The sequence below is a fragment of the Hartmannibacter diazotrophicus genome (assembly GCF_900231165.1).
GTDB classification, from domain to species: domain Bacteria; phylum Pseudomonadota; class Alphaproteobacteria; order Rhizobiales; family Pleomorphomonadaceae; genus Hartmannibacter; species Hartmannibacter diazotrophicus.
The window spans coordinates 5,234,394-5,255,449 of sequence record NZ_LT960614.1; the positions used below are offsets into that span (position 1 = coordinate 5,234,394).

At 66.8% G+C, this 21,056-nt stretch carries 16 protein-coding genes; 6 read left to right on the forward strand and 10 right to left on the reverse strand.

Annotation, left to right across the window (positions count from 1 at the left end; all coding sequences use genetic code 11):
- Positions 1–32: 32 nt before the first annotated feature.
- A complete protein-coding gene (locus HDIA_RS24085; protein ID WP_099558540.1) occupies positions 33–1,826 on the reverse strand; it encodes an acyl-CoA dehydrogenase C-terminal domain-containing protein in 1,794 nt (597 codons plus the stop codon).
- Between the two features lie 319 nt (positions 1,827–2,145).
- On the reverse strand, positions 2,146–2,619 hold the full coding sequence (locus HDIA_RS24090) for a MerR family transcriptional regulator (RefSeq protein ID WP_425432913.1): 474 nt from the start codon (positions 2,617–2,619) through the stop codon (positions 2,146–2,148).
- Positions 2,620–3,085: 466 nt separating this feature from the next.
- On the opposite strand from HDIA_RS24090, the gene HDIA_RS24095 reads away from it, so the two are divergent.
- Positions 3,086–7,543 (forward strand): peptidoglycan-binding protein, encoded by a 4,458-nt coding sequence (locus HDIA_RS24095; protein WP_162292691.1) that lies wholly within the window; start codon positions 3,086–3,088, stop codon positions 7,541–7,543.
- Here the strand turns inward: HDIA_RS24095 and HDIA_RS24100 are convergent.
- From HDIA_RS24100 to HDIA_RS24110, 3 genes are read right to left on the reverse strand one after another with little or no spacing between them, the layout of a single operon-like run.
- Positions 7,524–8,243: an ABC transporter ATP-binding protein gene (locus HDIA_RS24100; protein WP_099558542.1), complete on the reverse strand. Its 720-nt coding sequence runs from the start codon at positions 8,241–8,243 to the stop codon at positions 7,524–7,526. The genes HDIA_RS24095 and HDIA_RS24100 overlap by 20 nt on opposite strands.
- Entirely contained in the window at positions 8,240–9,487 is a 1,248-nt protein-coding gene (locus HDIA_RS24105; RefSeq protein ID WP_099558543.1) for an ABC transporter permease, read from the reverse strand. The genes HDIA_RS24100 and HDIA_RS24105 overlap by 4 nt, the downstream gene beginning before the upstream one ends.
- A gap of 3 nt (positions 9,488–9,490) precedes the next feature.
- Positions 9,491–10,516, reverse strand: a complete 1,026-nt coding sequence (locus HDIA_RS24110) for an efflux RND transporter periplasmic adaptor subunit (protein WP_099558544.1) — start codon at positions 10,514–10,516, stop codon at positions 9,491–9,493.
- 285 nt (positions 10,517–10,801) lie between these two features.
- Here HDIA_RS24110 and HDIA_RS24115 point away from each other — a divergent pair, with 285 nt between their 5' ends.
- Together HDIA_RS24115 and HDIA_RS24120 are read left to right on the forward strand one after the other, a co-directional pair.
- Positions 10,802–11,731: a sulfite exporter TauE/SafE family protein gene (locus HDIA_RS24115; RefSeq protein WP_099558545.1), complete on the forward strand. Its 930-nt coding sequence runs from the start codon at positions 10,802–10,804 to the stop codon at positions 11,729–11,731.
- Entirely contained in the window at positions 11,728–12,537 is an 810-nt protein-coding gene (locus tag HDIA_RS24120) for a TIGR02186 family protein (protein ID WP_099558546.1), read from the forward strand. The genes HDIA_RS24115 and HDIA_RS24120 overlap by 4 nt, the downstream gene beginning before the upstream one ends.
- A gap of 129 nt (positions 12,538–12,666) precedes the next feature.
- Here the strand turns inward: HDIA_RS24120 and pdeM are convergent, their stop codons facing one another.
- The 3 genes from pdeM to HDIA_RS24135 are packed head-to-tail and all read right to left on the reverse strand — an operon-like array spanning position 12,667 to position 16,615.
- On the reverse strand, positions 12,667–13,374 hold the full coding sequence (gene pdeM / locus HDIA_RS24125; RefSeq protein WP_099558547.1) for a ligase-associated DNA damage response endonuclease PdeM: 708 nt from the start codon (positions 13,372–13,374) through the stop codon (positions 12,667–12,669).
- Between the two features lie 25 nt (positions 13,375–13,399).
- The gene (locus HDIA_RS24130; protein WP_245884069.1) at positions 13,400–15,967 is read right to left on the reverse strand and encodes a ligase-associated DNA damage response DEXH box helicase; all 2,568 of its coding nucleotides are present in this window, start codon (positions 15,965–15,967) and stop codon (positions 13,400–13,402) included.
- Positions 15,968–15,970: 3 nt separating this feature from the next.
- On the reverse strand, positions 15,971–16,615 hold the full coding sequence (locus HDIA_RS24135) for a S24 family peptidase (RefSeq protein ID WP_099558548.1): 645 nt from the start codon (positions 16,613–16,615) through the stop codon (positions 15,971–15,973).
- A gap of 459 nt (positions 16,616–17,074) precedes the next feature.
- Between HDIA_RS24135 and HDIA_RS24145 the strand changes: the two genes are divergently transcribed.
- Positions 17,075–17,440: a DUF952 domain-containing protein gene (locus HDIA_RS24145; protein WP_099558550.1), complete on the forward strand. Its 366-nt coding sequence runs from the start codon at positions 17,075–17,077 to the stop codon at positions 17,438–17,440.
- Complete coding sequence (locus tag HDIA_RS24150) at positions 17,437–18,522, forward strand: quinone-dependent dihydroorotate dehydrogenase (protein ID WP_099558551.1); 1,086 nt, start codon at positions 17,437–17,439, stop codon at positions 18,520–18,522. The genes HDIA_RS24145 and HDIA_RS24150 overlap by 4 nt, the downstream gene beginning before the upstream one ends.
- A 42-nt stretch (positions 18,523–18,564) precedes the next feature.
- Here the strand turns inward: HDIA_RS24150 and HDIA_RS24155 are convergent, their stop codons facing one another.
- Together HDIA_RS24155 and HDIA_RS24160 are read right to left on the reverse strand one after the other, a co-directional pair.
- On the reverse strand, positions 18,565–19,365 hold the full coding sequence (locus HDIA_RS24155) for a thermonuclease family protein (protein ID WP_157775806.1): 801 nt from the start codon (positions 19,363–19,365) through the stop codon (positions 18,565–18,567).
- A 66-nt stretch (positions 19,366–19,431) separates the two neighbouring features.
- Positions 19,432–19,704 carry a DUF6460 domain-containing protein gene (locus tag HDIA_RS24160; RefSeq protein WP_099558553.1) on the reverse strand — a complete coding sequence of 91 codons (273 nt, stop codon included), beginning with the start codon at positions 19,702–19,704 and terminating at the stop codon, positions 19,432–19,434.
- Positions 19,705–20,021: 317 nt separating this feature from the next.
- Between HDIA_RS24160 and HDIA_RS24165 the strand changes: the two genes are divergently transcribed.
- Positions 20,022–21,053 (forward strand): class I SAM-dependent DNA methyltransferase, encoded by a 1,032-nt coding sequence (locus HDIA_RS24165; protein WP_099558554.1) that lies wholly within the window; start codon positions 20,022–20,024, stop codon positions 21,051–21,053.
- The last annotated feature ends 3 nt before the right edge of the window (positions 21,054–21,056 follow it).

Below are 21,056 nucleotides of genomic sequence, written 5' to 3' on the forward strand. Positions count from 1 at the left end.
GTTTGCCTTTCGCCGCGTTTCCGCAGACCGGTTCAGAATGCCTCGGCGGGCATCGCCATCATCGTATCGGCGCCGCTGGTGATTCGCGCCAGATTCGCGCCCGTCTCCGGCAGCATGTGCTCCATGAAGAAGCGGCCGGTGATCAGCTTGGCGTTCCAGAAGGCCGGATTGCCTTCGTTTGCCGCAAGCTTCTCCTGCGCGACCCTGGCCATCCGCGCCCACATCCAGGCGAGAAGCACGAGCGCGAAGAGATTGAGATAGTCGGTCGAGCCCGCACCGGCATTTTCCGGCTTTTTCATCGCGTTGGTCATGAACCACATGGTCGCGCTTTGCAGGTCCTTCAAGGCCTGCCCGAGCGGCAGGACGTAGGGTTCGAGGTCCTTGTTGCCGGCATTCTCGGCGACGAAATCGCCGATTTCCTTGAACAGCGCCATCACCGGCTTACCGCCGTCGCGGCCGAGCTTGCGCCCGACGAGATCGAGCGCCTGGATGCCGTTGGCGCCCTCGTAGATCATGGCGATACGGGCATCGCGCACGAACTGCTCCATGCCCCATTCGGTGATGTAGCCGTGGCCGCCGAAGACCTGCTGCGCGAGAACGGTGTTCTCGAAGCCCTTGTCGGTCAGGAACGCCTTCACGATCGGCGTCGCGAGCCCGAGCCAACCGTCGGCAAGCTTCGCCGCGGCTTCGTCTTCGGAGCGGTGGGCGATGTCCGACTGCAGCGCCGTCCAGGCGACGAGCGCCCGCCCGCCCTCATTGAAGGCGCGCATGGTGAGAAGCATGCGGCGAATGTCCGGATGAACGACGAGAAGGTCGGCGGCCTTGTCCGGCTCGCTCGGCCCCGACATGGCCCGTCCCTGGCGGCGGTCGCGGGCATAGGCGGCGGCGTTCTGGTAGGCAACCTCCGAAAGGCCGAGCCCCTGTATGCCGACGCCGAGCCGCGCCTCGTTCATCATCGTGAACATGGCCTTGAGGCCCGAATGCGGTTCGCCGACCAGCCAGCCGGTGGCGCCGTCGAAATTGAGCACGCAGGTCGGGCTGCCGTGAATGCCCATCTTTTCTTCCAGCGAACCGCAGGAAACGGCGTTCTTTTCGCCCGGCTTGCCGTTGGCATCGGGAATAAACTTCGGCACCACGAACATCGAGATGCCCTTAGTGCCGGCCGGCGCGCCCTCGATGCGGGCAAGCACCAGATGGACGATATTCTCGGTGAGGTCATGCTCGCCGGCGGAAATGAAGATCTTCGTGCCGCTGATCGCATAGCTGCCGTCGCCATTCGCCACCGCTTTTGCGCGCAACAGGCCAAGATCGGTGCCCGCCTGCGGCTCGGTGAGGTTCATCGTGCCGGTCCAGGTGCCCTCGACGAGCTTCGGAAGGTAGAGCGCCTTCTGCTCCTCGTTGCCGTGGATCGCCAGCGCCGTGATCGCCCCTTGCGTCAGCGAGGGATAAAGGCAGAAGGCGACGTTGGCACTGGAAAGGAACTCGTTCATCAGGCAGGTGAAGACGAAGGGCAGGCCTGTGCCGCCGATCTCCGGATCGGCCGAAAGACCGACCCAGCCGCCTTCGGCAAGCTGGCGGTAGGCGTCCGGAAAGCCCGTCGGCGTCGTCACCGAACCGTCCTCGTTCCGGGTGCAGCCCTCCACGTCGCCGATCCGGTTGAGCGGCTGGATCACGTCCTCGCAAAGGCGTGCGGCGGCATCCAGCACCGCGTCGATCGTGTCCGGCGTTGCGTCCGAAAAACCGGCAAGATTGCTGTATCGGGCGATGTCGAACACATCGCTCAGGAGGAAGCGGGCATCCTCGACCGGGGCACGATAGATGGGCATGGCAGCGTCCTCCCTTGGAACTTGCCTTTGTGATTCTCTCGACAAAGCATTGAAGGCGCGCATCTGGCCCGTTGCGAGTCGGGCCGGCGCCGCCTTACTCTTGCCTCAAGGCAAGCCGTGGCAAAATGCAACAAAAGGCTGGGCCGGAGCTGGAGGCGTTTGGGGCCGGGCAAAGCCTTCAACCGGAGTAGTCCATGAGGATCATGACGTTTGCGTAAACGTCAATTGTGGTTATCCGGCGGACGGCACGCGCAGGTCCCGGCAAGGTGATCGCCAAATGCCGCGCTCTGCCAGCAGAGTTCAGGCGGCAACCGCCGCTCTACGCGCCGCCGCCGGCCTGCTCCTTTTCCTTCAGTAGGCCGCCGACCACGGACACCGTCCGGCGCAGCTCGGCAAGTGCCTGCTCGATGTCCTTCTTCTGTCGCTCCAGGATCGCGATCTGTTCGTTGAACTTGCCGAGCGCGGTCTTCAGTTGAACGACCTGTCCGTCACGCAGATCGTAGAGATCGAGCATATCCTTGATTTCATTGAGCGAGAAACCGACACGCTTGCCCATGAGCACGAGTTTCAGGCGCGCGCGGTCGCGCCGGGTGTAGAGCCGGTTCATGCCGTCCCTCTGCGGCGTGATCAGGTTCTTGTCCTCGTAAAAGCGTAGCGTCCTCAAGGTGACGCCGAATTCGCGCGCCAGATCGCCGATCGTATAGAGATTTGATCGCGAGACGTCGTCCCCGTCGCCCACGAAATCCTCGGCGGCCATGACAGCGGCCTGGGCGATCGACATTTTGTCCTGCATCCTGTTGTCCAATTCCTCGTCTGGCATCGTCCAGAGGCGCGATCTCCGCCCGAAACAAGAAAGGATCGAAGGCGCCAAATCTGGCTTCTGAGGATCTACACACTTTACGTAAACGTCAAGTTCGGAAGTCCGCGGCCCTTCAACTGCTACCATTCAGGGAAAGGCATCATTCACTCTCGTTACCATCAGATGAAACGAGCTCTAAAATGTTTACTCCGCATTTACCATGAGGGAGGAAAGTCAAAGTGCGGGACTGAGGCCTGCCGTCGTCCACGCGTTCGGACATCGGTAGGCGCGTCATGAGCAACCGGCCCGAATAGCCGGAGCGACTTGGCGAAAATGGGGTTCCGCAACGGATCCGCGGCGCTTTGGAGAGCGACGGGACCGGCCCGGTATAAACGAGCAGGATGCTCCAGGGGGTTGAAGGATGGATTCACAGTCCGCCTCGAAGAAAGAAGGCCACCCGATGCGGATGGGTGATGATCTGTCCGGTCAGGGCGGCGGCCGGCATTTCGGCTCGGCCCAGGCGGCGCCGGCCGAGGACGACCGTTCCGTTGGCCGCATCATCAACTCCCTCGACCGCCTCGGCGAACGGATTCGCAAGCTCTCGTCGGCAACGCAGGGCTCCGGGCCGCAGCCCGGCGAAGAGCGCGCTCCGCTGGTGTCGGACCGCCCACCCCTGAGCCGCAGCCAGCAGCAGATCGAAGAACGGCGGAAGGCGCTTGAACGGGCGGTCGCCGCACGGCGTGTCCGAAGGGCCGAACTCGAAGGCCGGCCGGTCGAGCACGCGGACGCAGGTTCCGTGCCGGCCAGTCCGCTCGCCGCCCGTCATCCCCACTCCGACAATAGCGCCGTGGAGGCATCCTCGGCCGAAGCGTTTCGTCTCGCGCCGGAACCCGTCCAGCCCGAAGCGGTGCCGCCGGCCCGCGCCGCAGAGCCGTCGCCGGTGGCAAGGAAACTTGCGGAATTGCAGCGGATCGCCGAGGCGATGGGAGCTTCGGTCCCGCCTGAGGCTCCGTCCAAGGCGGTCGAGCCACACCCCCACATGGTCGAGCCCGAGGCGTTTGAGTTCCAGACTCCCGAACCCCGGATCTCTGAACCCCGGATCTCTGAGCCGATGCCGAGCAGCCTTGCCGGTTTCGAACGCGGCGGAAACCTCGATGCCCGTCTTGAACGGATGGAGCAGAGCCTGCCCGACAGGGAGCAGATCGCCGGCATTCGTGAGGAAATCCTGCGGCTGCGCGACGCGGTCGCCAGCAATGCGGTCACCCCGGCCATCGCGCCGCTGACGCGCTCCTACGACGCTCTCGTCGAGCGGCTGGACATGCTTGGCCAGCGCCTCGACGAGCCGGGACCGCTTGCCCAACTCATCGACACGATGTCCGAAACCCGCGCACTCATCGGCACTTTGCCGACCCGTCGCGCCATGGAGGAGATTGCCGACCAGCTCGACGGACTGGCGCATGGTCTGCAGAAAAGCGGGGCCTCCGCCTTCGATCCGGCTTCGCTGGAACAGCAGATCGCGGAGGTCACCAGCCGTCTCGACACGCTCGACGTCACCCGTCAGGTCGCGATGATCGAGCAGAGGCTCGATGGTGTCGCCGAGCGGATCGAGGGCATCGAGGTGCAGTTCGGCAAGCTCGACGTTCTGCCGCGGCTGGAGCAGACCCTGATCGATCAGGGGCGCATTCTGGACGAGAAGCTGGAAAGCGGCCTCTCGCGTATCCCGGCTCTGGAAGAAGACGTGCTGGCCGCCCGCGAGGACGTGCAATCCGGCATCGGCGCGCTGGCGGAGCGGATCGACGAGGTCTCGGCCCGGCTCGCGGGTCTTGGCGTCGACAGCCTCAACCCGGAGATGCTGGCGGCCCTCGAGCGGCGCATGGACGACATTGCCGGCCACTTGGAGGCCTTGCAGTCGGGCGGCGGCGAGGGCGCGCTTGCGGCCATTGACGAACGCCTGACCGAGATCGGCTCGGCGCTGGACGCCCGCATCGCCGGCATGCAGGAAGCGACGACCGACGCCGTCGCCGCACTGGCGCGGCGCATCGATGCCCGCGAGACCGTCGTCGACCCCTCCGTGACGCGCCAGATCAACGAACTGACGGACAAGATCGACGAACTGGTGAAGACGCCCGCGAGTGCCATGCCGGCGCTCGACATGGTCGAGGTTCGCCTCGACGAGATCGTCGCTCGCATCGGCGCGATCGAAACGTCGACCGGCGAACTGGCGGCGACCGGCATCCCCTCCGATGGTACGCCCGGCCCGACGACGGCGGCGATTGCCCGCATCGAGGAGATGATCGGAGCGATCGCGAGTGCCGATCATCTGGAGGCCATGGAGCGCCAGATTGCCGAGTTGGCCTCGGCTCTCGACAAGCTGGAGGCGCTTCCGCCCCAGCAGGCCGCCGACCTCGAACGCCAGATTCTCGATCTCCGCCACGAGATCACCGATGTGTCGAGCGCCATCCTGGAGACGGTACGCGGCGAGATCAGCGGCCTCTCCGAGCGGTTGGGCGATGTTCTGGAAACGGCGCAGGGCGGCATGCCCCAGCGCGATCTGGACGGCCCGATCTCCCATCTGATCGACCGCATCGACGCCCAGGCCAGGGACAATGCCGGCCTCGTCGAGACCTTGTCGCGCATCGAGGCGATGATCCCGGCGCTCGGCAGCGGCGGGTCGGCGGCGGCCGTCGACATCGACCAGATCGAGGCGGCGCAAAGCGAAATCGCATCGGTTCTTCGCGACTTCGGCAAGGATCTCGTCGCGCTCAGGGAAGAGTTTGCCTCCTCGCGCAACCGCGATCTCGATCTTCTCGAAAGCGTCTACGAGACTCTTTGCGTGATGTCGGAAAATCTCCTGGCCCCCGGCGCGAAAACGGTCGCGGCCGGTCTGGCGCGGGAGAGCGAAACCGATCGGGAGACGGCCACCGGAGCGAGCTGGAAGGATATTGAGCGCAGCCTCAACGCAAGCCTCGGCGCGCTCGATCAGGACATGCCCTCCGGTTCCGCGACGGCCGGCTCCAGACAGGACGACAGGCAGGCGCTCGACGCCGTCTCCGAACTCAACGCGAGCGAGAGCATCCTCGACGACCTGGTCGCCCAGCGCGGCAGGGCCGAGCCGGAAGAGCCGCTGGCGCTGGACGAGACCATGGCCGAGGAGGTCGAATCCGACCTTCCGCTCGAGCCGGGCAGCGGCAAACCCGAAACGCCGATGCGCCGTCCGGCCGGCGGCGCCCCGCGTCCGGGCTCCCGTCCCACTGCCGAGGCGCCCGCCGCGAAAGCCGGTGCTGCGCCCGCGGACCGGCCCGTTGCCGAAACCGACTATATCGCCGCCGCGCGCCGCGCGGCCTCGCGGGCGGCCTCCGAGCAGGCCAGCGTCAAGATCGAGCCGGACGATGCGCGCCCGGTCGAAACGCGCAAGGCAAAGGAAGCGGGATCCAGGGGCGGTCTTGCGTCGCTGCTCCTGCGCAACAAGCGCCAGCTCATGCTGGCGGCAACGGCTCTCATCCTGACCATTGGCGCGGTGCAGGTCATCGGCTGGACGCTGAAGCCCGCGCCGAAGCCGGCTCCGGTCGCGCAGACATCCTCCGGCCTGCCGGAAAAGGCCGTCAAGACGACGGCTGTTCCGACCAGCGAACAGGCGTTGGCAAGTCCCGACGAAGAGGCGCCGGTCTTCGGCGACATCTCCAAGCAGTTGCCCGCCAACGGCTTCGTACAGCCGAAGACGGAGGGCATGGCCGCGACCACGGCTGAGCCGGCGGTCAAGGCGGAGGACATGACCGCCGCGGATGGCGCGGCTACGCCGGCGTCGGAGCCCGTTCAGACGGCCGATTCCGCCGAGGCGCCAGTCGCCGTTCCTGTCGTTCCTGCCGTCCCGGAAGCGTCCCCCGCCGCCGGGACCGACATGCAGGCCGCAGCGCCCGATACGCAGGTCGCCGCAGCCGGCCCGGACATGGCAGCGACCGGCACGGACATGGAAACGGCCGACCCGGACATGGAAACGACTGGTCCGGACATGACAACGGCGAGCGCGGATCCCGTGGCCTCCACGGTCAGGGTCGCGCCGATGCCGCCGGAAGACATCGGCTCGCTCGCCCTGCGCGAGGCTGCCGCTTCGGGCGATCCCAAGGCCGAATTCGAGGTCGCCGCTCGCTTTGTCGAGGGGCGCGGCGTCACGCAGGATCTGAAGGCCGCCGCCGACTGGTACCGGCGCGCCGCCGAGCAGGGCCTACCCGCCGCGCAGTATCGTCTCGGCAGCTTCTACGAGAATGGCTCGGGGATCGCGCGTGACTTCAAGGAAGCCGCGAAGTGGTACGAGCAGGCCGCCGACAAGGGCAACGCCAAGGCGATGCACAACCTTGCCGTCCTCCTGTCTGACGGCAGCCTCGGCAAGCCGGACTATGCCAAGGCGGCGGACTGGTTCACCAAGGCCGCCAACTTCGGCGTGCGCGACAGCCAGTATAATCTCGGCATTCTCCATGCCCGTGGCTTCGGTGTGTCGGTCGACATGGCCGAATCCTACAAATGGTTCGCCCTTGCCGCCAACGCCGGCGACACGGAGGCCGCCAAGAAGCGCGACGACGTCGCCCGTGCCCTGTCGCCGGACGCGCTCGCCCGCGCCCGTCTCGCCGTCGACACCTGGCAGGCCGAACCGCTCGATCCTGATGCCAATGACGTTTCGATCGATAATCCGGCCTGGATGGAAATGCCGAATCCGGTGGCCGTGACCGCCGGCGGAGCCGAACTGGTCCAGCAGGTCCAGTCGCTGCTTGGTCAGCAGGGCTTCAATCCGGGTCCGGCGGACGGCGTGATGGGGGCCCGCACGCGCGATGCGATCAAGGCCTTCCAGAAGTCGCGCGGCCTGCCCGAGACCGGCGAGGCCGACGCGGCCCTCCTCCAGCAGCTCAGCCAGCGCTCGATCTGACATCGGGCGCCGGCACCTCGATCCGTCCGTCGACGATGTGGATGGTGCGGTCGCCGGCAATGGCGAAATGCGGGTCGTGCGTGACGGCCAGCACCGTCGTCTGGCGCTCGCGCACCACCTTGCTCAGGATCTCCTGAACATTGGCGCTGGAGGCCCGGTCGAGATTGCCCGTCGGCTCGTCGGCGAGGATGATGAGCGGCTCGTTGGCCATGGCGCGGGCGATCGCGACCCGCTGGCGCTGGCCGCCGGAGAGCTGATCCGGCCGCTTGTGCATCTGGTCGCCGAGGCCGAGATCGTCCAGAAGCACCTCCGCGCGCTGTCGTATCTGGCCCGGCGAGAGCCGGCCGAGGCGCTCCATCGGCAGCATGACGTTCTGCAGCGAGGAGAACTCCGCCAGCAGGAAGTGGAACTGGAACACGAAGCCGAGCTTTTCCAGCCGCACCTGCGCAAGCTCCTCCTCGTCGAGGCTGGACGTGTCCACGCCGTCGAGGAAGATTTTTCCCGATGTCGGCACGTCGAGCAGGCCGAGAAGATAGAGCAGCGAGGATTTTCCCGATCCCGACGGCCCTTGGATCATGACGAACTCGCCCCGGTCGACGCTGAGCGAGACGTCGCGCACGAGCGGCACGGGCACCGCGCCGGGAAGGGTGCGCACGATATGCTCGGCGCGAATGACGCAGCGGCTGTCATCCTCGCTCATGCCATGCCTCCGCGCAGGATATCGACCGGATGGACGCCGCCGGCCTTGCGGGCCGGCAGATAGGCGGCCCCGACCGCCGAGAACAGTGCGAAGAGGACGGCGAGCGCGATCTGGTCGACACCCCAGTAGACGGGCAGCGTGATCGTCTGGGATGACCCGGGCGGCTGCATTTCCACCCGCCCCAGCACGGCGATGAGGCCGTAGCCGAGGGCGGTGCCCGCAAGGCTGCCCATCAAGCCGACCGCGGCACCCTCGGCAAGGAAGATGCGGCGCACGTCGCGGGCGTGAAACCCCACCGATTTCAGGATGGCGATGTCGCGCTGCTTTTCCATCACCACGGTCGAGATGACGTTGAAGATGCCGAAGGAGGCGACGACGAGGATCGCGCTCACCACCGAATACATGATGATGTTGCGGATCAGCAGCACCGACATCAGGTTTTCCGAGGCCTCCTGCCAGGACTGGGCCTTGTAGCCGACCCGCGCTTCCACCAGCCCGGCGACGGTGCGGGCCGAATAGGGATCGTCGAGCTGGATGACCAGCCGGTTGGCCCGGTCGGTCTGGTCCAGCAGCACCTGCGCCCGCTTCAGCAGCACATAGGCCTGGCTTTCGTCGACGGAGGTCGTCCCGGTTTCGAAGACGCCGACGATCTTCATGGTCCGCACGAGACCGGTCGGCGAGGAGACGGTGACGTTGTCGCCCATGCCAAGGTTCAGCTTGTCGATCAGCCCCTTGCCGACGATGACGCCGTTGGGGTCGAGCGCGATGGCCTCCAGATTGCCCTCGACGAACTTGTCGTCGATGTTGCTGACACCCGACATCATTTCGGGAATGACGCCGTTGAGGGTCACGCCCTGGCCCTTGCCGGCGAAGGTCACGATGGCCTGCCCGGTCAGAACCGGCGCGACGCGCAGGCCCGGGATCGTCTCGATGGCGGCAAGCCTCTGCTTGTAGCCACGGATGCCGCGCACCTCCGTCCTCGGCTGGACGTGGCGGATCGCGACGGCGCCTTCGGGATAGGTCGTGATGGCCGGCTGGCGTGGCGGCTCGCGAAATTCGTCGCTGACCGTGATGTGCGGCGAGGCATCGATCAGCCGGTCGATGAAGTCCTGTTCCGAGCCGCGCATCAGCGAACTCACCGCCATGAAGAAGGCGACGCCGAGCGCGATGCCGAGCAGCGACATCAGCGTCTGGCGCTTCCGGCCGGTCAGGTGTACGAGGGCGATGCGCAGGAAGAGCGGCATGGTCTACCCGCCCGTGGTGGCGGTAGCGTTGGGGGCGATCGTGGCGGCCCGGCCCTCGGCGAGCCCGTCGCGCGGATGGACGACGACCTCGTCCGTTTCCGAGAGGCCTTCGAGGATTTCGACGCGCCCGTTGCCCGATATGCCCGTCCGGACGGCACGTTCCCTGAGGTGGCCGTCCTCGACGACGAAGACCTTGCCCTTTTCCACCGTCTCGGCAGGCACGAGCAGCGCGTTCTCATGGGTGTCGAGGATGATGTTGCAGTCGGCCGTCATGCCGATCAGCAGCGGCGTCGGCCCATCGAGCCTGATGCGGACGCGGAAGTTGCGCGCCACGGGGTCGCCCTTGGGCGTGATCGAGGTAACGGTGCCCTTGAACACCTTGTCGGGAAAGGCGGAGGCGCGGATCAGGGCCTGCTGGCCGGGCTTCACGGCAGAGATATCCTCTTCGTCGATCTCCGCGGCAACGCGCAGGGCCTTGCAGCAGGACATCCAGAACACCGTGTCGTTCGGGCCGACGAGCTGGCCGATCTCGCCGTCGCGGCGGATGATCCGCCCGTCGGCGGGGGACTTGAGGCTCATTTCGGCGAGTTGTTCGCGGGCCCGGTCCAGCGCGGCCTTGGCGGTTGCCAGCGCATTGCGCGCCTCGTCGAGCGCGGCCGCCGTGCCGGTGCGCTTGGCGAAGAGGTCGCTGGCGCGCTTGAACTGGGCTTCGGCGAAGGCGACACGCGCCTCCATTTCACGCACCCCGGCGGAAAGCTCGTCGCTGGCCAGCGTCGCCAGCACGGCGCCGCTCTTCACCTCGTCGCCCTCGTGGGCGTCGATCGTCTCGATCCGGCCGGAAACCTTGGGGCCGATCGGCAGCATCACCTCCGGTTCGACGGTGCCGGGTCCATAGACCGCCTCGACGGCAGGGCCGCGAACCGGCCGCGCGACCTCGACCTCGATCGGTCCGAACCGGCTCCAGGCGACGTAGCCCGCAGCGCAGGCGACCGCCAGCAGGAGGAACAGTCGAACCAGCCATCGTCTCATGGTCTGCCTTTCTTGTCGGTTTCCGTTCGGTCAGGCCGGGGAGCCTTGCACAAGCCCATGACCTTATCCACCCTGCGTGAATCCGGATATCGGCGACGCTTGTCCGGATGGCGGGGCGGGCAAGCGATTGACGCGGCGCAGCATGCATTTTAACCCTATCTTTAGTGCTGCCGATTGATCGTGCGGCGGCACGACAAGGCGCGGGCCTCGGTTTATTTCCGACGACCGTCAGGGGCCGTTCGTTGCCGGTCCCGCCTCGTCCCGCCCGCGTTGCCGGAGGCGATTTTGGACATCTATCTGCCGATCGCCGAACTGCCGATGAACGTCTTCCTGCTGCTGTCCATGGGCGCGGCAGTGGGGTTCATCTCGGGCCTCTTCGGGGTCGGCGGCGGCTTTCTCCTGACGCCCCTGCTCATTTTCTCCGGCATTCCGTCCGCCGTGGCGGTCTCCACCGTCGCCAGCCAGATCGTCGCCTCCTCGGCGTCCGGCGCCCTCGCCTATGTGCGCAAGAAGATGGTCGACTTCAAGCTGGGCTCCTTCCTGCTGCTGTCGGGTATCGTCGGGTCGTTTCTCGGCGTGACCGTCTTCACGGCGCTTCGCAAGCAGGGCCAGCTCGATCTCGTCCTCGCGCTCAGCTATGTCGCCTTCCTCGGCACGATCGGCGGTCTGATGCTGGCCGAGGCCCTGCGCGCCATGGTCGCCGCGCGCTCGGGCAAGCGCCCTACCTCCCGCAGGCCGGGTCAGCACAACTGGATCCACGGCCTGCCGCTCAAGGTCCGCTTCCGCCGCTCGCGGCTCTACGTATCGGCCATCCCGGTCGTCGGCCTCGGCATGATGATCGGTTTCCTCGGCGCCCTGCTCGGCATCGGCGGCGGCTTCATCATGGTTCCGGCGCTGATCTACCTCCTGCGCGTGCCGACCTCGATCGTCGTCGGCACCACCTTGATGCAGACCGTCGGCACCATGGCCTTCGCGACGATCATGCAGGCCGGCACCAACCACGCGGTGGACGCGATCCTCGGCCTCTGCCTCATGGTGGGCGGTGTCGTCGGCGCTCAGTTCGGCGCCCGTGTCGGCCAGCGCCTGCGCGGCGAGACGTTGCGGGCCCTGCTCGGCCTGCTGGTGCTCGCCGTCGGCGTCCGCTTCGCGGTCAATCTCATCCTGACGCCGCCGGAACTGTTCTCCATCACCAGCATCAGCGGGGAGGGACTATGAGCAGCTGTCGTCCCGCCCGCTCCGTCTTCCGTGTCGCGCCGGCCATGTGGCGCGCCATTCTGGCCGTCTTGTTCGCCGCCGGCCTTTCGGTCCCGGCCCATGCGGAGCGGCTGATCACGGCCCTTTCCTCCGACCTCGTCTCGATCTCGTCGAATTTCACCGGGTCGCAGATCGTCTTCTTCGGCGCCATCGAGCGCGATGCGCAGACCGTCGCGCGCCCGGCGGGCTATCAGATCATCATCGAGGTGAAGGGTCCTCCGACCAATGTGGTGACCCGCCAGAAGGAGCGGACCTTCGGCGTCTGGATCAACAAGGATTCCGAGCGCTATCGGCTGGTTCCGGCCTTCTACGCGGTGCTTGCCAGCGCCCCGCTGGACCGGATCACGCCGGAGGCCGCGCTCGCCCGGATGGGGATCGGCATGGACATGATCCCGCTGCGCCGCGCCGCCGAACCCGTCAAGCCCTTCCGCTCGGTCTATGAAAGGGCCTTCCTGCGCCTCATGCAGGCCCAGGGCCGCTATATGCAGGACGCGGGCGCGGTGAAATTCCTGACGCCGTCGTTGTTCCAGGCCACTCTGCCCATGCCCGCCAACGTACCGGTCGGCACCTACGAGGCGAAGGTCATGCTCTTCCAGGACAACACCAAGCTCGCCGAGGAGACCTATCCCATCGAGGTCGCCAAGATCGGCTTCGAACAGTTCATGGCGAAATACTCCCGCGACCACGGCTTTCTCTACGGCATCGCTACCGTCCTGATGGCCGGCGCCACCGGCTGGCTCGCCGGCATCATCTTCCGCCGGGACTAGGCATCGGGCCGAAAAAGCCTGTCCCCGACTTGATCAGGGATGGGGACAGGCTTTCGGAAAACCCGATGCCGCAAACCTGAGAGTGGCGTACCGGCATGCCGGTACGCCACGACGATCAAGAGGTGCGGTTCAGCCGGGCCTGAGGTCGCCGGCGCGCACCGGATGGACGCGCGTTTCGCCCATCATCCAGGCATGGAAGGCCCGTCCCGGAAAGAGCGCCCGGAAGGCGGGATCGAGGACGTTGAGGCCGCCGGTAAAGGCGCCGATTGCCGGCAGGATCAGCCGCCGGCCGTCGCAGGCGAAGGCGCGGCAGCGCACCGAGCGCCCGCGCACGACGACCCGTGCCGCAGGATGAAGATGTCCCGCGACTTCGCCGAGCGCCTCGTCCAGCCCCGTGCCGGGGCGCGGCTCGTGGCGGAAGACGACCGGGCCGATGGCGATTTCCTCCGCCGCCCGCCCACCGAGATCGGTCGGAGCGTCCGGGTCATGGTTGCCGGCGACCCATGTCCAGTCGCAGGCCGCTGTGAGCGCGCGGATGCGCAGGCGGTCGGAGCCCGAAAGTCGTTCGGCGGCGCGGCGGTCGTGAAAGCTGTCGCCGAGCGCGATGACCTGCCTCGGGCGATGGCGCTCCATCAGCCCCTCGATCAGGCGCAGTGTGATCCCGGTGTCATAGGGCGGCAGGAAAAGCCCTCGCACCGCGCCGGACGAGCTCTTTTCGAAATGCAGGTCGGCGATGACGAGAAGGCTCTCGTCGGGCCAGACAAGAGCTCCCGCCGGGTCGAGCAGCATCTGCTGGCCCTGGAACTTCAGGCGCGCGCAGCGCAGGCCGCCGCTCATCGCGATCTCTCCACTCTGCCTGTCTTCAGCCGGCTCCACCCATGGCCTCCCTGACGAGGTCGTCCGCCGCATCGGCGAGAATGTCGTCCGCCGCCTCGCCGGCCACCGGCTCGCGGCCGATTTCCAGCATGATCGGAACCGCCAGCGGCGAGACGCGGTCGAGCCTCTTATGCACGATTCGCCCGCTGATGCGGGAGAGCATCTCCGAAAGCCGGTGGACGTCGAGAAGCCCTGAGGCTGCATCCGCCCAGGTTGCCTGAAGGAGAATATGGTCCGGCTCGTGGCTTCTGAGCACGTCGTAGATGAGGTCGGTGGAGACGGTGACCTGCCGGCCGGATTTTTCCTGCCCCGGATGGCGCTTCTCGATCAGGCCGGAAATGAGGGCGCAGGCGCGGAAGGTCCGCTTCAGCATCCAGGTCTCCGAGATCCAGGCCTCCAGGTCGTCGCCCAGCATGTCGGCGTCGAAGAGGGCTTCGATGCCGGGGCGCATATCGGCGAAGGCCGTTCCCATGTCTCCGTGGCCCCAGATGGCGACGCAATAGTCGGTGGCGACGAAGCCTGTGGGCTTCAGCTTGGCCCGTTCCAGCCGGCGCGTCAGCAGCATGCCGAGCGTCTGGTGCGCGAGTCGCCCCTCGAACGGGTAGGCCACCATGTAGAAGCGCTCGGCGCGCGGGAAGGTCTCGACCAGCAACTGGTCGCGCCGCGGCAGCACCGAGACGAGGCGCTGGATGGCGAGCCATTCGCGCACCTGATCCGGCAGGTGGTGGCCGCCGTCGGGATCGGCCAGCATCGCGCGCACGCCCTCGGCAAGGAAGGTGGAGAGCGGAAACTTGCCGCCCGCATAGGCCGGGATCTTGGGCGCCTCATCGGCGGCGCGGCTCACCAGCATCTCGGTCTCGCGCATACCCTCGAAGCGCAATGTTTCGCCGGCAAAGAGAAAGGTGTCGCCGGGAGAAAGCTGCTCGGCGAAATATTCCTCCACCTCGCCAAGCACGCGTCCGCCGCGCAGCGGTCCGGCCGGCGCGCCGGGCCGGGTCTTGCCGCGCCCGGCAAGGCGGACCTTGACCAGTGGCTCCTCGATGATCGTGCCGACATTGAGCCGGTATTGCTGGGCAAGGCGAGGGTGCGACAGCCGCCAGGTTCCGTCGGCGGTCAGCCGGATGCGGGCATGGCGCTCGTAGGCCCGAAGGGCGTAGCCGCCGGTCGCCACGAAATCGACGACGCGCAGGAAGGTATCGGCGTCGAGATGGCGGTAGGGATAGGCCCGCCGCACCTCCTCATAGAGATCGTCGGCGAAGAAGGGGCCGGCGACGGCCCGTCCCATGACATGCTGGGCGAGGACGTCGAGCGCGCCGTCGCGGATCGGCGGCGTATCCTGCGCGCCCTTGCGGCTGGCCTCCAGCGCCGCCCGGCATTCCAGCACCTCGAAGCGGTTCGCCGGCACCAGCACGGCCTCGCTCGGCTCGTCCATGCGGTGGTTGGAGCGGCCGATCCGCTGGGCGAGGCGGCTTGCGCCTTTCGGCGCGCCGACATGGATGACGAGGTCGACGTCGCCCCAGTCGAGGCCGAGGTCGAGCGTCGAGGTCGCGACGACGGCGCGCAAGCTTCCGGCGCTCATCGCGGCTTCCACCTTGCGCCGCTGCCCGGCGTCGAGCGAGCCGTGGTGGAGCGCGATGGGGAGCGTTTCCTCGTTGATGCGCCAGAGTCCGGAGAAGATCATCTCCGCCTGGCTGCGCGTGTTGACGAAGATGATCGTCATTGTGTGCGCGGCGATTTCGGCGAGAACCTCGCCGATGGCATAGCGGGCCGAATGGCCGGACCAGGGAATACGCTCCTCGGTCTCCAGAATGCGGATGTTGGGCGCCGCACCACCCGCGACCGTGACGAGATCGGCCATCGCCGGTTCGCCGTCCTCTTCCTGCGGCACCAGCCAGGCCCGCAGCGCATCGGGGTCGGCGACGGTTGCCGACAGGCCGACGTGGCGGACCTTCGGGGCAATCGCCTTGAGGCGGGCAAGGCCGAGGGCGAGGAGGTCACCGCGTTTGGAGGTGACGAGCGCGTGAAGTTCGTCGAGGACGACGGTCTCAAGGTCGGAAAAAAAGCGTGCCGCATCCTTCTGGGCGATCAGCAGGGCAAGCTGTTCGGGCGTCGTCAGCAGGATGTCGGGCGGATTGAGCCTTTGGCGCTGGCGCTTGTGGGCTGGCGTGTCGCCGGTCCGGGTCTCGACCTCGACCGCAAGGCCCATTTCCGCGATGGGGGCTTCGAGATTGCGGGCGATATCGACCGCGAGCGCCTTGAGCGGCGAGATGTAGAGCACGGAAATGCCGCGCCGGGCCATGCCGGGCTTTGCACGCGTCCTCGGTCGCTGGTGGAGCGCGATGAGGCTTGGCAGGAAGCCGGCCAGCGTCTTGCCCGCGCCCGTCGGGGCGATCAGGAGAGCGGACCGTCCTACCTGTGCCTTCTCGACAAGCGCAAGCTGATGCGGCCGCGGTCGCCAGCCCTTCGCATCGAACCAGTCGCGAAAGCGAGGCGGCAGCAGCGTGTCGGTGTCCATTTCAGGCGGATCGGCGATCCGCGAGGGCGCATCCGCCATCGGCTACTGGCTGGCCCAGAGGATGCGGGCGATCCATTCGACATCCTCCACCGGGATCGAGCGGTCGGCATGGACGGGATTGAGCGAGGCAAGCTCGATGGCGCGCGGCGAGCGGCGCGAGAGCACCTTGGCCATCACCTCGCCGGAGCGGGTGCGCACGACCACCTTGTCGCCGCGCCGCGTTTGCGCGCTTGGCGAGACGATGATGACATCGCCGTCCCGGTAGAGCGGCGCCATGGAATCGCCGGTGACCTCGAGTGCGAAGACCGCCTCGCCCCGTTCGCCGGGAAAGGACACCTCGTCCCAGTCATTGCCGACGGGCAGTCCGCCGCTGTCGAAGAATCCGCCGGCGCCCGCCCGGGCAAGGCCGATCAGCGGCACGGAACTTTGCTGGGGCAGGAGGTCGGAGCCCTTCTTCTCGCCGACGAGCATGCCGTAGAATTCTTCCAGGCTCGCGCCGGTTGCCTCAAGGATTTTGGCGAGCGATTCCGTGGAGGGCCAGCGTGGGCGCCCGTCGCCGGCAAAGCGCTTCGACTTGTTGAAGGTGGTCGGATCGAGACCGGCCCGTTTGGCAAGCGCCGACGGCGTCATGTCGAAGCGTGCCGCCAGCAAGTCGACGGCGCTCCAGATTTGCTCGTGGGACAGCATGTCTCGGTTCCCTTCATGAGAGGCCGGCCGGCGGCGAGCGATGCTGCGCGCCTCTCTGCCGGTCGGGCACGGAAGACCCGCGCCGCGATGGCCCTGCCTCTGTCGATCGAAACGACGCACCCGAACGCCGCGAACCTCGAGTTCCTTGCCGGGAACCGTCCCCGATACCAGCAGGCCGGCCGCATGCCCTCTCGGTCCATCTCCAAGGCCAGGGCAAGGCACGCGGTCTTGCGCGGGCATGGCCTCGTGATCGGCGCGCACAGGCCGCGATATCAGGAATAAAATCCGCTTCTCCACCATTAACTCTGGCATTAATTCCTGTCCAGTGGATTCAGCAGCACGCCCGAAAATCGCCGGGTTCCCTGTCGCTCTCAAAACCGCTTGATTGCCGCAGCGCGCAAGGCTAGGTCCGGACTGGCGAGACATTCCGGGCAAGTCAGGGAGGCCGAAGGGCGGGCGATGCGATTGATCTACAAAATCCTGTCACGGTCCGAATGGGACGAAGCGGTGTCGACGGGCCGCTATCACGGATCGCCTGACGACAAGCACGACGGCTTCATCCATTTTTCCACCGCCGAACAGGTCGCTGGAACGCTGGCCAAGCACTTTGCTGGCAAGACGGATCTGCTCCTCGTCGCCGTGGACGCGGACAGCCTCGGGCCGTCCCTCAAATTCGAGCCCTCGCGCGGCGGCGCGCTCTTTCCCCATCTCTACGGATCGCTTGAAACGGCGGCCGCGCTCTCCGTCGAGGACCTGCCCCTCGGCGGCGACGGGCAGCATCTGGTTCCTGAAACGATCCGTTCCGTTTCAAAGGGCGGCGCATGAGCGTCTACGGTCTATTTCAGCGGGCCCTGATGCCCTTCGTCGACGGCGAGCGGGCACACGAACTGACGATCGCGACCCTCAAGGCCGGGCTGATCCCGCCTGTGACGCCCGTCCGCGATCCACGGATTCACGTGAAACTGTGGGATCTCGATTTCTCCAACCCGGTCGGCATGGCCGCCGGCTTCGACAAGAATGCCGAGGTGCCGGACGCGCTCCTGAAGCTCGGCTTCGGCTTTGCCGAGGTGGGAACGCTCACGCCGAGGCCCCAGCCCGGCAATCCGCGCCCGCGCATTTTCCGCGATCCCGCCGCCCGCGCCGTCGTCAACCGGCTCGGCTTCAACAACGAGGGGCACGAGGCGGCGCTCGCCCGGCTCAAGGCGCGAGCCGGACGGGGCGGGATCGTTGGCGTCAACGTTGGCGCCAACAAGGACGCCGACGACCGCATGGCCGACTATGTCACCGGCATCAGGACCTTCGCGGCCTTCGCCTCCTATTTCACGGTCAATATTTCCTCGCCCAACACGCCCGGCCTGCGCGACCTTCAGGCCCGCGATGCACTTGATGATCTGCTCGCCCGCGTCATGGCGGCGCGCGAGGAAACGGTGGCCGGGGCGGGCCACCGGGTGCCGGTGCTCCTGAAGATCGCGCCGGATGTGACGGACGAGGGCTTGGCCGACATCGCCGAGGTCGCGCTGGCACGGAAGATCGACGGCCTGATCGTTTCCAACACGACATTGGAGCGCAACGATGTATCTGCAGAGCTTGCCGCCGAGGCGGGGGGACTTTCCGGCCGGCCGCTGTTCCACCGCTCCACGGTGATCCTGGCGCGCATGCGCCGCCTTGTCGGGCCGGAGCTTCCCATCGTCGGCGTCGGCGGCATCGCGTCGGGTGCCGATGCCTTCGCCAAGATCGCCGCCGGTGCAGATCTCGTCCAGCTTTATACGGGGTTCGTCTACGAGGGGCCGGGCCTGGCGACCGCGATCTGTCGCGATCTCCTGGCGCTGATGGAACGCTCCGGCCTGTCCTCGCTTGCCGACCTCAAGGGGCGAGACACCGAGATCTGGGCTGACAAGACGCCTTGAGGTTTTAGCCCTCGTCGATACCGCTTCCGGGGCGTTCGGGGCCTATTGCCAGATGCCGATCTTGGCGGCCTTTGCCTCGTCGGCGGCGGCACGGATCTCCTCGGTGGCGTCGTCCGCGGGACGTGCCCAGCCGCGCTTGATCAGCCACATCGAGATATCGAACCGGCCGATCGAACAATAGGTCCGGATGACATTCTGCGCGTCGGGCGTTGCCGGCGTGCAGTCGAGCGCGCGTCCCTGCACGAGACGGGAGAGATCGCCGCGCGCCTCGCCGCCGCAGCGCCAGGTCTGGCCGCCGTGGGTCACGCAGGTGCTCTTGAAATCGGGCGCCTCGACGCCGGCAAAGGCGAGGGTGTAGAGATCGGGCCCGTCGGCGACCCGGGCGTGGCCGGCATCGAGCACGATCGGCTGGAAATAGCGCTTCGTCGTGACGGCGGTGAGCCTCGTCTGGTCGGGTGCGGGCGCCGGCACGCGTTGCAGCGGGCCGTCGATCTTCGGGGCTTGTGTCACACCCGCGGGCGTCACGTTGCGCTCGACGGCCGGGATCGGCAGGTCGGACTTGTCTTCGCGAGCCTCTGCCGTGGTGTCAGCCTCGGCAGACGCGGGGCTTTCGGCCGCCATGGCCGTCGGTGCGGTTCCTTCGCCCGTTGCCGCGACGGATGCCGGTTCGGACGGCGCCCCGACCTCGGCTCTCGCTCCTGTGTCGCTCCGGTCCGGCACGACATAGCGCTGATAGGCATAGAAGACGATCAGGAGCGTCAGCATGAGGCCGGCGACGAAGACGGAGAACACGTCCGCCGCCTGTCGCCAGAAGCTCGGCTTTTCCCGTCCATATCTCGCCACGTCTTGGAACGCCTTTTGCCGTCCGCCGGATTCTGTGGTCCGCCGCTTGCCCCGGTTGCCGGCCGCTCAGGAACGCCCGGCCTTTGAAATGCGGATGATGAGCCAGATCGGCACGACGACGATGGCGCCGAGCAGGAAGTAGCGCAACGCCTTGTCGATGGCGGCAAAGCCCATCTCGTAGATGTTCTGGAAGAATTCGACGATGGAACGCACGATATCCGTCGGCTCGATACCAAGCGCCGCCATGACGACGCCGACGATGAAGGACATGAAGACAAGCCGCACCAGAACCCTGAGCGGCGTATCGCCCAGAAATCGTGCCAGTGTACTGTTCGCCATTGTCCTGCCGTCTCCTTCAGCACTGAGCCGAGGCCGTTCTTCTTCGCGGCCAATCCGCTCTTTCCGTCAACATATGACGGCGTTGCAGGGCAGCGACAACCCTTTTGCGAGGGATGCGACCTGGGCGGGCCCGGTTTGAGCGAAAAATAGTCCTGGCCGGTGAAACTTGCCTCTTGCCAAACGCCAAAATTCGACGCATCTGCGAGCGATCGGCCGCCAGAGAATGAAATGCCCGGATCGGGCCATCGCCTCGCGCGGTGCCGCCTTGGCGAGGGGCAGCCGTTGCCTCTCCCACGCATTTCGGATTCTCGACCCAAATGGCCCTTGCGCCCTCAAGCCTTTCTTCCGGCGATCTTCTCGCCGACCGCCGCTTCGAATATGCCCGCCTGCTGGAAACCGACGGCGATTTTGCCGCGGCGGCCGATCTTTATGCGCAAGCGCTGGAGATCGCCCCCGGTTGGGCGGCTTGCCTCTTTGCGCTCGCAAGCGCGCAGGCGAAGGCCGGCAACGCTACGGCCGCGCGCGAAGCCTTCGAAACCCTTCTCGCTCTCGATCCGGAGGATCATTTCGGCGCCAGCCTGCAATTGTCCCTGATCGGCGACGAGCCGGCCCCGGACATTGCCCCGCCAGCCTATGTCCGCGCCCTTTTCGACGACTATGCCGACCGCTTCGAGGCAAGCCTCGTCGAGGCGCTGCAGTACCGCGCGCCGAAGCTGATCGGAGCGGCGATCGAGAGGGTCAGGCACGGCAAGATATTCGCCCATGCTCTTGATCTTGGATGCGGCACGGGGCTGATGGCGGAGGCCCTGTCGGAGAGGGTCGGGCATATGGAGGGCGTCGATCTTTCCCCCGACATGGTTGCGGCCGCTCGTGCCAAGGGCCTTTATGCCGCCTTGCGCGAGGGCGATGTCGTCGACGACCTGAGCCGGGCCGGCGAGGCCTACGACCTCGTCACGGCGGCGGACGTCTTCGTCTACATGGGCGATCTTGCAGCCGTCTTCGCGGCGGTCTCGGGCCGGCTCGTCCCGGGCGGTCTCTTTGCCTTCTCGGTCGAACTGTCCGAGGGCGAGGACTGGGTTCTGCGCCCGTCCCTGCGCTATGCCCATGCGCCGGAGTATCTCGGCCGGCTGGCGCTCGCCCATGGCTTTCTCATCCGCAGCATGGAGCCTGCCGATCTGCGGCTTGATCGCGGCGAACCCGTCAGGGGCCTCGTCTGCGTTCTCGAAATGCCGCGTGCCGCCCATTCCGTGGAGATCGCCCTGCCTGCACGAATGCCGGAGGTGGCGGCGATGCCTGCCGCCGAGGCCGTTGTCCTCGCGGATGCCGAAGGTCTGCCGCTGCCGGGCTGAGAG